The organism is Afipia birgiae 34632 (genome assembly GCF_000308295.2).
Classification (GTDB): domain Bacteria; phylum Pseudomonadota; class Alphaproteobacteria; order Rhizobiales; family Xanthobacteraceae; genus Afipia; species Afipia birgiae.
The window spans coordinates 261,317-275,493 of the sequence record NZ_HG326652.1 but is presented as its reverse complement, the minus strand read 5'-3'; the positions used below and the strand labels follow the sequence as shown (position 1 = coordinate 275,493).

At 58.6% G+C, this 14,177-nt stretch carries 5 protein-coding genes; 4 read left to right on the top strand and 1 reads right to left on the bottom strand.

Annotated elements, in window-relative coordinates:
• The first annotated feature begins 110 nt into the window (after positions 1-110).
• The 4 genes from BN32_RS01210 to BN32_RS01195 all read left to right on the top strand — a co-directional run bounded on the left by BN32_RS01210 (position 111) and on the right by BN32_RS01195 (position 5,478).
• On the top strand, positions 111-2,303 hold the full coding sequence (locus BN32_RS01210) for a type I secretion system permease/ATPase (RefSeq protein ID WP_019195416.1): 2,193 nt from the start codon (positions 111-113) through the stop codon (positions 2,301-2,303).
• On the top strand, positions 2,290-3,540 hold the full coding sequence (locus BN32_RS01205; RefSeq protein ID WP_019195415.1) for an HlyD family type I secretion periplasmic adaptor subunit: 1,251 nt from the start codon (positions 2,290-2,292) through the stop codon (positions 3,538-3,540). Before BN32_RS01210 ends, BN32_RS01205 begins: the two co-directional genes overlap by 14 nt.
• A 229-nt stretch (positions 3,541-3,769) precedes the next feature.
• The gene (locus BN32_RS01200; protein WP_019195414.1) at positions 3,770-4,840 is read left to right on the top strand and encodes a transglutaminase-like cysteine peptidase; all 1,071 of its coding nucleotides are present in this window, start codon (positions 3,770-3,772) and stop codon (positions 4,838-4,840) included.
• A 200-nt stretch (positions 4,841-5,040) separates the two neighbouring features.
• Positions 5,041-5,478, top strand: coding sequence for a hypothetical protein (locus BN32_RS01195; RefSeq protein WP_051488427.1), 438 nt, complete (start codon positions 5,041-5,043; stop codon positions 5,476-5,478).
• A gap of 107 nt (positions 5,479-5,585) precedes the next feature.
• Here BN32_RS01195 and BN32_RS01190 read toward each other — a convergent pair whose 3' ends face one another.
• Positions 5,586-14,072: a DUF5801 repeats-in-toxin domain-containing protein gene (locus BN32_RS01190; RefSeq protein WP_162161297.1), complete on the bottom strand. Its 8,487-nt coding sequence runs from the start codon at positions 14,070-14,072 to the stop codon at positions 5,586-5,588.
• Positions 14,073-14,177: the final 105 nt, after the last annotated feature.

Here is a 14,177-nt window from a genome sequence, read left to right as displayed (position 1 = left end):
AATATTAAGGTTTTCTTATCTTTTTAACCGACCGGGCTAGGATGACGCATTGACCCCTGGCAGGACAACAACCCTTGAAACCCGAAACGGCTATTGAACGAGATGCGTCGATGCCAGGCGGGCCCGACACCAGTGGTCGCTTAAGGGATCCGCTCGCGGCAGCGCTGGTCTATCTCGCCAGTTTTCACGGGCGATCCATCAGCCGCGAAGCCTTGATAGCCGGCCTGCCGATCATCAACGGCCGGTTGACAGCCACGCTGGTCGAACGTGCGGGCTTGCGCGCCGGGTTAGAGGTCGAGCCGGTCAAACGCGCGCTCTCCGATATTCCGGCCCTCGTGTTACCGGTCTTGCTGATCCTGAAGGACGGCATGCCGTTGATCATGACCGGCCTGGATGAAACCGGTGAAATGGCTCATGTCATCGACCCGGAGCGCCCTGACGCGACAAAAAATCTCACCGTTTCCGGGCTTGCATCGCTCTATTCTGGCTATGCGTTTCTGGTCAAACCGGCGGCAACCGCCGATGCGCGCACCGTTGCCGCGGGTGATCTCCCTCAGTCACACTGGTTCTGGTCGGTCGTCCGCAAATTCGGATCGAACTACGGACACGTCGCGCTTGCGGCGCTCCTCGTCAACTTGCTCGCCCTGGCTGCGCCGCTGTTCACGATGAATGTCTACGACCGCGTTGTCCCGAACGGCGCGATCCCGTCTCTTGTTGCCCTTGCTGTCGGCCTTGGTCTCGCAATTGTTTTCGATTTTGTCATCCGGATTGTCCGAAGCAGAATTGTGGATCTGACGGGCAAGAAGATCGATGTCGTGCTCGCAGCCAATATTTTCGAGCATATCCTCGCGGTGAAAATGGCCAACAGACCGGCGTCTGTTGGCATTCTCGCCAACCAAATGAGGGATTTCGATTCAGTCAGGGAATTCTTCACATCAGGCACGGTGGTCGCGGCCACTGACCTGATCTTCGCCATGATATTTATCGGCATACTCTTTGTTATTGCCGGTCCGCTCGCATGGATCCCCTTGCTGATGTTGCCGATCGTTATCGCGACCGGCTTCGTTCTGCAGCGCCCGCTTGACCGCGCAATGAAGCGGCTGCAGGCGGAATCGGCGGCGCGGCATGGCGTGCTTATCGAATCGCTGTCAGGCATCGAAACCGTTCGCGCGGCTGGCGCCGAATCTCGCATGCAGACCCTGTGGGAGCGATCCGTCGCAGCAACAGCGCGTTCGGGCGAAGATGTCCATTTCTGGTCATCCCTGGCGCTGACGATTTCGAGCTCCGCTCAACAGATTACGAGCATGTTGCTGGTGGTGATCGGTGTCTTCCTGATCCTTGACGGCAAGATCACCATGGGCGCCTTGATCGCCGCGAACATGCTGTCCGGTCGTGTGCTGGCCCCGATCTCGAGCCTCGCATCCGTTATTACCCGGGCCACCCAGACAATCAGCGCTCTGCGCTCGATCGACAGGCTGATGACGCTTGAACGCGAACGCCCTCCAGGGCGCAGCTTCGTGACCCGGAAGATCGACAAGGGCGCTGTTACTTTCGACAACGTGAGCTTCCGCTACCCCGGCACCAAGGAGAGCGCGCTTGAAAACGTGTCGTTCAAGATTGCACCCGGAGAGCGAGTTGCGATCATCGGACGCGTCGGCTCAGGCAAAACGACGGTCGGCCGCCTTCTGACTGGATTCTACGAACCACTCGAAGGCAGCATCGCCATCGATGGTATCGATTCTCGTCAGTATGATCCGGCAGACCTGCGCGCAGGCGTTGGCTTCGTGATGCAGGACACCGACCTGTTCTTCGGAAAGCTGCGCGACAATATCACTCTCGGAAAGCCGTCAGCGACCGACGAGGAAGTCATCGAAGTCGCACGCCTGTCCGGTGTCGAGCAATTCATTGCCGGCCATCCCCTTGGCTATGACATGCCGATCGCCGAAGGAGGCCGCAGTCTCTCCGGTGGCCAAAAGCAGGCCATCGGCCTGGCACGCGCCATGATCCGCAAACCCAAGATCATTTTCATGGATGAGCCGACCGCGCACTTCGATGTGCGCAGCGAGGCGGAATTCCTCGATCGCCTGAAATCGATCGCGATGTCCGACATGACGATCATCGTCTCCACACATCGCCCCTCCCTGCTGTCGCTGGTCAATCGCATTCTGGTATTTGAACGGGGCAAGCTCGTTGCCGACGGCCCCCGAGAGACCATTCTCGCCAACCTTCAGGCGGGTGCAAAGCGGCCAGCAGAAGCACCGAGGTTCGACAAACCCATCGTGAAATCAAATGCAGCAGTCTGACTTCGCCTTCGCAAACGATATTCGGGCTGCGGTGGAGCTGCGCACGCCGCGTACGTCGCGGCTGGTCCTGCTGTGTACATTGGCGCTTCTCGTGGCTGGAGTCGTCTGGGCGCATTTTGCTGTCCTCGACGAAGTCAAACGCGGCAACGGACGGGTAATTTCCTCCCGCCAGACCCAGGTCCTGCAAAGTCTCGAAGGCGGTCTTGTCCTGGAAATTCTGGTGCGGGAAGGAGATATCGTAAAGCAGGGCCAGGTGCTGATGAGGATCGACGATACAAAGTTCTCAGCCGACCTTGGCGAGGTGCGAGAACGGCGTGCGTCAAATGCTGCGCGTGTCGCGCGTCTTCAGGCTGAAGTGATCGGCGCTGAAAAGCCCGTCTTCTCCGAAGAGCTCGTCAAGCTCGCGCCTCAAATCGTCGAGACCGAACAGAACCTGTTCGCTGCGCGCGTGAAGAAAATATCGCAGGACATCGACGTTCTGGCGCAGCAGGAAACCAGGCTTGCCGCCTCACTCAAACTGCTCAACCGCGAGGTGGAAATCACCCGCAACCTCTATGCGCAGAAAGTCGTCCCCGAGATTGAGATGCTGCGCCTCGAACGACAGGCCAGTGAAATCCGTGGACAGCTTGCCGAAACGCAGTCGCGCATCACAAATATCAAGACTGCCTTCCGGTCACAGTCTGAGGAGGATCTGGCCAAATCCCGCGGCGATCTGGCTGTGCTGGAAGAGAATATCAAGTCAGCGCAGGATCGCGTCCGCCGCGCCGACCTCAAGTCTCCGGTTAACGGCATTGTCAACAAGCTGAACGTGACCACGGTGGGGGCAGTGGTTCAGCCGGGCGCCAACCTGATGGATATTGTTCCGCTGGACGACAGCCTGCTTGTCGAGGGCCGGATTCGTCCGCAGGACATCGCTTTTATCAGGGCCGGTCAGGATGCCGTGGTCAAGATCACCGCGTACGATTCGTCGGTCTATGGCTCTCTGAAGGGGAAGGTTGAGCGCATCAGCGCAGATACGATCGCCGACGACAAACCCGAGCGGGGTGAGAAAGGCGAAACGTTTTATCGAGTTATGGTCCGGACAGACAAGAACCATCTCGGAACGGCGGAAACTCCGCTTCCGATTATTCCCGGCATGGTCTCCACCGTCGAAATCCTGACCGGTGCGAAATCGGTGCTCGATTATATTGTCAAGCCCGCCCGCATGCTTCGCGATGAAGCTCTTCGCGAGCGTTGAAGGCCTTTCGGTAACGAAATAATCAGCATTAACGCTGCGTTACACATCAGCGATGCTTCAAATTCTAGGTATTCTGTTTCTCCCCTTTCACTCTGCGGCGGAGAATACCTTCCGCCATCCGCGCCGTTTAACGCTGCGCTAGCCGCCCCCATTCAATGATCGCCCCATCACACGGGAACGGGATCAGCTTCATGGCTGGCCGACGCTCCCGGGATGCAGGGGCGTTATCATGGCGAGTTTTCCGGCGGCGCGTACCGTTACAGGGGCGATTATTGGCCTCGCGGTTTTGGCGGTCAGCGCCTTTCCCGGCGAAGCCGCATCAAAGGCCAAGCCGAGGAAGTATATTTTCGACGATCTGGTGACGCCCTCAATGATGGCGCCACCGTCGCCGCCCATTCGCGTGCCGACTGATGGCGCGCGGTTCTTCTCGATCAACAGCGTTCTGGCGAAACTCGACGGCAAGCCAAAAGTGGACGAACCAATTCGCCTGGCATCCGTCACAAGCGGAGACGTGTTATCCGATGCCCCGGCCGAGCTGATCAATACGGAACGGACATTGCAGAGCACGAATGAGCCGTTCGGTCTGTTTACATTCCGGGCGCCGGAAGGTGTCCTTTGGCGTAAATGGCGCGCGGTGAAGGCTGATATCGACGCCGATCTGCGACAGGTCGAAAATTGCAAGGCAAACAGTGCTGATTGTAGCGACGCGGCCCGACGCTTCCTGCTGATCGCCGACGAAGTCCGCACCCGAAGCGGTGCCGCCAGAATTGAGACCGCCAACCGGCTCATCAATACGGCCATTCGATACATGAGCGACCTTGCACAGCATGCAACCATCGACGTCTGGTCGGGGCCATTGGCGTCGCTCGGCACAGGCCGTGGTGACTGCGAGGATTACGCCATCGCAAAATACGTTGTGTTGCGGGAAGCCGGTGTTCCGGAGCAGGATCTTCGTGTCCTTCTGGTTCGCGACCGAAATGTCCGGGAGGATCACGCGGTCCTCGCGATCCGGAATGGCGAGGCATGGACCGTTCTCGACAACCGCAGCTCGGCCTTGGCGCCGGACAATGAACTGCGCCATTTCAAGCCTCTCTATGCCCTCGACAACGGCGGCGTGAATCTTTTCGCATCTCCCTATCTGTCACAGCGGCGAACCGTGCAGGCCAAAACGGTTTCTCCGGCATCCGAGGCCGTCGGCATCGAAGACGCCACGACAGTTTGGGGGGCCGCTGCTGACAGTGCCGCCACATCCATTGTCGGCACCGCTGCTGGCGCGGCAACCCTGCCGGTCTTGATCTAGGCGCCGTTGTCAAAGCGACAGGCGACACATTGGTCGTTCGAGGCCGAAGAGCGGTCTTCGCGCTGTCAAAATTTCCTCGCCCACCGGGCTGGCCCGATGCGAAGCAAATGCTTTCGTGATACATTTCTGGGGGTTGAGCCTGGCGCAATTTGCACCGGTTCAGGTCGAGCGGGGATATTGTGGAAGCAGACGCGAGACACTTGTTTCAAGGCAACCTCCGGCGCGCAGTCGCAAGCTGCCTTGCAATTCTGACTCTCGTTGCCAGCGGAAGCTCTGCCGCCCCGGCACAGGAACAGACGGTCGAGCGCGCCGCCAAGGGTCAGCCGGCGAAGGACATTCAGGTCGGTGTTTATCTCAACGTCCAGCCCGACTGCACGTCCGGCACATTACCGGCCATCCGTCTCGTCAGACCGCCAACGAACGGCGCCGTGAGCATCAAGCGGGGCAAGGTCAGCGCAACCAACTACAAGCAATGTCTTGCGCTCGAGGTTCCTGGATTTATCGCGTTCTACCGCTCAAAGCCTGACTTCTCCGGCATTGATATCCTGACCATCGAGGTCAGGTACCCCGGAGGTCGCACCGAGATGCAGCGCATCAGCGTGACCGTTGGCGGCGGACCGGCGGGGCAGAAGATATAGGCGCAGCCGGCGGCGAGGCCAGACAACTCGCCTTCTAAGCAAGCCTTCCATAGCAAAAGCCCGCCGGAGTTGATCCGGCGGGCTTTTGCTATGTGGCAGTGAGACTTTTATGCGGTCACCTGGACCTGATGCTCAGCGCCCTCCAGATAGACGCTGACAATGTTTCCAACAGTGCCGTAGCCAGTCAACGTCGCGACGTTCCCGCCACTGGTGAAATTTCCAGTTCCCGTGGCATCAATCTGCACAACGGCATTCGCACCGGTATCGGTCACCTTGATGAAATTATCAATGTTGGACGAAGGTCCGAATGTGGCATCCAGCAGGGCCGAGAGATCGATAACGTCCTTGCTGGTGCCCGTTCCGTTGTAGTTGTTGATCGTGTCCTGATTGGTCGTACCGGTCTCGCTGTAGAAGAAGCGATCAAGGCCTGTTCCGCCGTCAAGGATATCGTTGCCGATCCCGCCGACCAGAACATCGTCGTCCGCGCCGCCGTTCAGCGTGTCGTTTCCGCCGCCACCAAAAAGAATGTCGTCTCCTCCATTGCCGTTCAACGTCGAGCCGACATTGCTTTTGGCATCGAACAGGATGTTGTTGTTTCCGTTGCCATCAAGAGCGCCCGAAGTATCGATCGATATCGATGCCGTCGCGGTGTCTGTCTGTCCACCAGCTGTCAGTGTGTAGGTAAAGCTTCCCCAGTCGCCATCATTACCAGAACCGCTTTGGGTATTGTTGGTGATCGTGAGTGATCCAGGATTGGTGACCAAGCTTACACTTGCAAGGCCGCTGAGCGAGCTTGTCACTGTAACATCCAGCGGCGAGTTTTCAGGATCGCTGTCGTTGAGCAACAGCACCAGTTCGGGCATTACAAGAACACTCGCGTCGGACGCCGCGACGTTGACGATGATGCTGTCGCTGTTCGCATTGGGCGAGTCGTTAACAGCAGCAACATTAATCGTTGCCGTGTCCACGGCGGTCAACGCTCCTCCGCTGCCCGTATCGCCAGTATCGTTGGCGGTCAGCGTAAGCGTGGTCGTCGCAGCCGGATTATCGAGGTCGGCCTGATAGACAATCGTACCTGGAGATCCACCGCCGTTATCGATGCCCCCGAGCAGCCGATTTATCTCTGTCACGGTGCCGGTGATCGTCACCACCGACGTGCCGTTGCCGCTGATCGAGCTAACGCTGCTGTTTCCGGCAGTAACCGTCAAGATTCCCTGTGTCACGGAGAGGGTGGCCGAAATCTCGTTATTCCCTGCATCGATGTCACCGATTGAGCCCAGTGACACGCCGTTGGTGGCAAGCGTCAGGTTGGTCTGCTCGGTTGCATTGTAGCTAGCGTTCGCGATGTTTGCCGTCGGCGTATCGTTCACAGCCGTCACATTGATCGTCATCGTGTTCGGCGTTGGGTCGAGATCGATACCGCCATTGGCGGTGCCGCCATTGTCCTGCACCTGGAAAGTGAAGCTCGCATAGGCCGCGCCGTTGGCGTTCTGCGCACCTGTAAATGTCAGGAGACCAGCATTGATGTCTGCGGCCGAAATTACCTGACCGAGCGTGACATCCACGCCGTTCAGCTTGAGAGAGCCAGCCGTCTCAAGCGTCGTGATCTTGACAGCCTGAAGAGCGCTCGCAGGCGTATCACCCGCGTCGGAGAACCCGAAATGAGCCGCCGTGAGCGTCAGCGACTGATCTTCCAGCACCGTCAACGTATTGTTGGTGCCAGATGGTGCCGCATTGATGTTGTTCACCGTCAGGTTGAGCGATGCACCGACCGTATCGCCGTCACCATCCACAAGGGTGTAGGCAAAGGTCTCAGCCGACGTCGCAGCGATGTTGGTGGGGGCCGTGTAGTCCCACTCGCCAGCCTGATTGGCGCCGTTTGCAGCGAAATTGAACACCAGCTTGCCGCCGAGATCGGTGGTGATGGTGATCTGCTTGCCGTTGGCATTAATCACGTCACCGGCACCCGGCGCATTGGATGTCGTGATCGTTGCGTTGCCATCAAACGTGTAGGTGGTGCCGTTGACAGTGATCGACTTGATATATCCGCCGTCGGCGCCAAATCCATCGCCGTTGGACAGGATATTTCCGCTAACAGAGCCGGGCAGTGAGCTGGTGATCGTGGAGGAAAGATCGCCGGCACTGGTGATGGTCATCGGCGGCAGATCCGGGTTGCCCGGCGCCCAGGCGATCGGTGTGAGATCCGCATCGTTTACACCGGTGCTGATACCAACCGCGTAGGAAGCAGCCACACCCTTGCTGGCCAGGAATACCTCCCAAGCCGTTTTCTCCGCACCGACGATACCGACTGATCCCGTTCCATTGTCTTGATTCGGCTCGCCGTCGGATATGAAGTACACCACTGTCTGGTCAGCCGGCGTGGGGCCCGAACCCCAGTTTGACGTGACCTTTGCCAGCGCGGCGTCATAGTCCGTCTCATGGTCTGCGGACAAACCGCTGATGTAGGCAATTGCGTCAGCCTTATCAGCCCAAATCGGAGTGTTGTTCGACGCCGTCGAGGCGAAGCTCACCACCATGATCTGGTTAAAGTCGACCGAGCTGTTGTTCAGCAGGGTGATGGCTGCAGCTTTTGCAAGCTCCATGCCCGAGCCCACGCCGCTTCCCATGCTGCCTGACGTGTCGATGACGAACACAACGTTCATCGTTGGCTTCTGGCCTTCACTGACGGAGGCAGATTCCGACACCGCCACCGGCGTGTCGTCGTTGAACGTAACGGTCAGTGTTCCATTCGCAGTGTCTGCCGGAGACGAGCCGTCCTTCACCTGATACGTCAACACCGCGCTGGCATTGTTCTCGTTGTCGCCGAGTGCATGCATAATCGGCTTCAGCAACGTCAGCGTATAGTTGCCTGCGCCGGACGCATCCGATCCGCCGTCCACGACGACTTTGAAGATATCGCCGCGGCCCGCGTTCGATGTCGCAACCAGCGTGTTAGTGCCGGACGTCCAGCGGTAGGTGACGCTTTCAGTCCCGACCATGCCTGTCGCGCCATCCATAGGCGCGAAATTGATCGGATCCGACGCAGCCTTGCCATCACCGTTATAAGCATGGGTCAGCGTGCCGGTCGCAATCCTTTCAGGACTTGGCAGCGCGACGTCGCCACTGCTTTGACCGTCTCCGACGATGCCGCCAGTGAGGCCTTCGTCATCAACCGACGCTGTGACGGCACCCGCCGTCGGCAACGAGTTCGTATTTTTGATGTTGACAGTTTGTGTTGCCTCCGACGTATCGCCGTCGCCATCGGTGATCCGATAGGTGAAATTGCCGGTCGTGTCCGAGTTGCTTGTATTGACGACAGGATCGAACGTCCAGGTACCATCGGCCTTGAAGGTATAGGTGCCATTGGTGTTGGTGAACTGATAAACGCCCGAGCCAAGATCCGTTCCGGCGGTAATGGCCACAAAGTCAATGCCGAAGTTGACATGCGTCACCGTCGCGTCGTCGGCGCCCTTGGTGTCGTTCGCCAGCAGGTTCACGCCCGCGGTCGAGCCGTCGGTCTCGGCGACCGTCATCGCATCGCCCGCAACCGCCGTCGGACCGTCGTCCTGGAATTCGATCTGAAGAGCGACCGGCGAGACCATGGCCGTCGTATCGCCGTCAAAATCCGTCAGCGACGCCTTGACATGCAGATCGGCCGCGACTCTCACGATATCGTCGAACGATGCCGCACTCGAACCATCGACATCATGAGCGATCGGCGCGTACTGCGCCATCCATACAAAGCCGTCCGTGTCCACATAGAGCTTGAAAACCATGATCGCGCCAGCAGTGCCGACGACAGCGCCGGTAGCCAGATCGGTATTGAGGACGACATCGACCGCCTGCCCGTTTACAAGCGCTTTGACGCCGGAGGGAGCGTTCTGAATCGGCTGACCATTGGCATCCGTAATCGAAAACGAATAGGTGCCGTCTTCGTCGGCGCCGACCTTGCCCGCGAACAAAGATCCCGGCGCAAGAACACTGATCGCCGATTTGGCGTAGCCAAACGCACCCGAAATGACCGCCGGAGCGCCAGCGTCTGACACGTCGTCTGCCGGGTTTGGATCAGCGGCGGCGTTGACGCCTGCGCTTTCGTCGTGGCTGACCTTGAAGGTCTCCGGCGTTACGACCGTCGTGACAATATCGGCTTCTAGTCCATAGACCTTGAACGAATTTCCGGTGTTGACCGTCGCGGTGACGTTATTGTCCGTGGTAAACGCATAGCCGTTGTAGTTTCCAATCTTGACCGCATCAAAGACGAATCCGGTATCGCTGGTGATCTGGAAGTCTGCGTCATCAGGAACATTCTCAAAGACGAAACCGATCAGATTCCCACCGCTATACACGTTGTGAACGATGGCGCCAGCCGAAGCAGGCGATCCACCGTCAATCGTAACAGCGTAATTATCCGGCGAAACAACGGCGCCATTGTTGAACACAGAAACGAAGACAACAGCATCATCATTCTGCTGTGCCTCTGCCGCGTTGACCGAGAACCGAAATGTATTGACGTCATAAGCAGCGCCATGGGTTGGCACGCCGTTGCCGTTCTGAATATTGACATTCTCAAAGAACTGGAGCGTCAGAATTTCCGGTCCGGTTGCATTCTGACCCTGCTTGCCAAGACCATCAATAGCCTGTCCATCGCCGATGCCGATGGAATTGTTGCTGGTATTGGCGGTGTCGTCGTTGTCGTTGAGGTCTTCGCCGGTCGCCCAGATACCTTTTATCGAGCTGCTCGACACGCCGCCAACGACATCATTGCCGCCCTTGAGATCGAAGACCAAAGCTTCCGTGACTGTCGTCGACGTCTCATTAGCCGGACGCGCCGTCAACACCGGGATATCGTCCAAGACCTGAATCGTGAAGGTCCCGGCAGCCAGCGAGACGGAATCGTTGTCACCATCGGTCGCGACGACGAAAGAGGACAAATCGATTCCATTACCGGACAAGAGATTTTCGCTGTTGTCGCCGTTCTCGCCGTTTTGCGCCGGGTGGTCGACCTGATCCTTCAGTGTAAAGACATATGAGCCGTCGGAGCCCACTGTCAGCGTGAAAATTTCGCGATCTCCAACGCTGAAGCCAGAGCCGTTCCCGCTCTCGACATACCCTGTGAGCGTCGTGCCGTCGGAGACAATCGAGACCTGCTGGGACTTCGAGAACAAACCCGAGATGACGGTCGGATTCTGCACCGAGAGGCCGAAGCTTCCGGGTCCATCAGCGCCGAAATTGACAAGCGTATTGAGCGCACCTGCGTTTCCAGTGAACGTTGCGCTTTCCGATCCGTCGGTTTCACCTGCACGAAGAGGATTACCGTCGAGATTGCCCCCCTGCAGACCGTCTTCGTCCACGGTTGCGGTTACGCGGGCTGTCGCGACCGCAACTGGGCCATCGTCTTCGAAACGCACTGCGCTGGAGATATCGGCGCTGGTTGTGGCGCGATCCCCGTCGCCGTCCGTTACCGTCACTGTCGCGAGGACGGTGCCGGGCTTAAGATAGACGCCCTCGTCGCTGCTGTTGATGTCCGGGTGATATAGCGAGACATACTGCGCGATCGACAGAATCCCGCCGTTGGGGTCGATACTCAGCGCAAACGCTGCGGTGTCATAGCTACCGTTGTTGCCGGAATCGAAGCGACCGACAACGAGCGCTCCTTCGACATAGAGATGAATTGCCTTGCCTTCGGTCGTTGTCAGCCCGGAATCCACGCCCGCAGATGATACGCTCAGGCCAATTTGAATCGGATTGGTGGCGGCAGCACCATCGGTGCCGTAGTCGGCCGCACCCAGCACGACAACAGAATGCAGGCCCTGCGCATATTGCGGCTGGTCCATATCCGGGTCGACGCCGACAGGCCCGCTATTGGTAACGGTTGCAAACAGGGATCCAAGTCCGGTCGTGTCGTCGCTGTCGGCATCGACACCCTTGGTCTCGTCGATGATAATGACATCCGACAGCTTGACGTTGGCGAGGAATGTTCCGGTGTTATCGCCGGCTTCACCGATCTCCCGGAAGGTCAGCTGGTTGTTCGCACCGGCCGCCGTAACATCGATCGAAATCGTCTGCATCACGCCGGAGGTGGGGGTGTAAGTCCCGACAGAGGTGCCGTTCCAGAAAACTTCCAGCTTTGCGCTGTTTGCGATACCCGGATCGTTTGCTGCGCCGATTTCGAAAGTAAGATGATAGACGGCACCAGGGGTCAGTGTCAGGTCCTGGGAAACCTGAACGTTGCCGGGCGTCGCCTCGAGGTCGACCATCACGCTGTTGGTCGGGCTGTCCGAGCCGCGATAATTATCGCCGACGCGTTCGAGCTGAATGGTCGATGCACCTTCATAAGGAGACGCCGCAATGTGCCACGCCCCGGCGGTGCCGCTGTTGTTGATGCCGCTGCCGGCACCCCATGCGTCGTTGTTCGGAACGAAGCCGTCAAAGAACAGACCGTTGGCAGCGCCGTTCGCGGCTGAAATGCTCAATGGCTTCGGGCCGTCATCGTCGAATGCGATGAACGAATTTTTGTTACCGATGAGATTGACCTGATCCTCCAAGCTGGCGCGATCGCCGTCGCCGTCGGTGACAGCGGTCACAAGCTTCAGGTCGAGCGCGCCGTTCCCGATGAGGGTCAGAAGTGTCTGCTCATCGAACACCGACGGATTTTCGGAGCCGCCGTGATCGATCGCGAGGAACTGGTCGACCGTGATCTTGGCGGTGGCCGGATCATTCGGGTTTTCGAGCGTGATTCGGAACGCAACATATTCGTCGCCGTTAGCCGCGATGCCATCGCCAACGAGGCGACCCTCGATGGTCGTCGCATTCACCTGCACCAGTTCAATGGCACGTTGATTTGACATCATGCCCCCGAGAGGGGTGCCGACCAGCGCGGTCGCGGTCAGATTCGTGCCGACCGTTTCCGAGGAGAGAACCAGCGACAATTCATGGGTGATGCCGCCGCCTGCTGCCGGACCGTCGGTGCCAAAATCGACGGCTGCGGCCGTGAACAGGCCGGCCAGAGCCCCTGTTCCGGTCGACAACTCGCCAATCGCCTGAAGGGGCGGAATCGATACCGTAACCGCGGCCGCCTTGTCGTCGGCACCATTCGGCACGCCGGATTCGGATTCGCCGGTGTTGTAGCGATCCGCACCGATGGTCTCATCGAGATTGAGGACCGCCAGAGGCGTTGTTTCACCGCCCTCGCCGGCCGTGATCGTCGGACCATCGTCCTCAATGCTGATGGGCGACGTTTCGTTATCGATGATCGTGACAGTCGCCGCAGAGCTTGCAACGTCGCCGTCACCGTCCGTCACTGTGGTTGTCAACGTGACGCCGAGCGTTCCATCACCGACAAGTGTTAGCGGCAACGACGAATCGAAATCGTTGCCGTCTTGGCCGTGATCGACCGGCAGATACTGATCGACAACGAAATGAGCCGTGGCGGGATTGCCCGGGTTCTCGATCGAGATTCGGAGCGCAATTGCGCCATCCGCACCGCCTACACGGCCAACGATCGCGCCACCTTGGTTGAACAAATAGATCGTGCTGTCGTTGCCGTAGACGTGATTCGGGTCCGTGACCGACAGCGTGGTAGCAACTCCGCCGTTTTGGCCCACGCCAGCGAGCGTCAGACTGAATGCATAATCGACCGAGCCAAAACCATCTTCACCGGTTGTGCCGGTGACGGAGAAAAGGTTTGCAAGTGTGCCAGTATCGGACTTGACCTCGCCGATTGCCTTCACGCCCAGCGGGTCTGGTACGGTATTTCCCGCCACGTCATCGGTAGCTGCGTTGCTGTCGCCGAGATCCGATCCGATCGATTCATCAAGCGACGCAAAAGACAGCGGCATCGTGTCCGCAGCCGAAACCGACACTTCCGGCGTATCGTCAATGACGCCGATTGTGAAGGCGCCTGACCCCGTCAGGGTAAAGTTATCGCCGTCGAGGTCAGCGACATGAACCAGCGCCGTGAAGTCAAGAAACAGGGTTTCTTCCAGATGCCCATTCGACGTTGAGCCGGTATCGGTCGTGTGAACCGGATGATCGATCTTGTCGAGCAACTCGAAGTCGTAAGTGCCATCGGAATGGATCGTGAGCCGGAAAACCTCGCGGAAGCCGCTTTCTCCGTCGGAATATCCGCCGACAATGGTGTTGTCGCCGGCGACCGATGTGTCGATGGCGCTGTAGCGCAATTCGTTGCCGGCGGACTTCACAACCGCGCCGGTGCCGTCGACAACCGCCGAATTCGGAATCCCGGCATCAATCGTGAACGTCAGCGGCGGATTGCCACTGGCGACGAGATTGGTCAGTGCGTTGGCGCCTGCGCCATGAAAAAACTGGGTCGTTACGAAAGAATCTTCGGGCGTGTCCTGGTCGAGACCATCTGACGCTGTTCCGTTGCTGTTCGGCAACGTCACGTCATTGGGGTCTTCCTTCCCGCCTGACCAGATCGCGTTGAACTGGATGTTCTGAGACGAACCTTCGCGTTCGGCGATCATGCCACCGAGTTGCTCTTCTTCCGTCACGCCGCCGACGCGGGTGCCAGTAATCTGCGACGGAATAAGATCGGCGTCGGTAACAGCCGGCGTCAGAAGGTTTGCGATCACGAAGTTCGGCAGTTCTTCCTGACCGAGAAGATCCAGTGGTCCCGGCGAGGCAAGCGGGTCGACACCAACGCTGGAGAAGTTCGCGCCTGACGCCTGAGCGTTGCC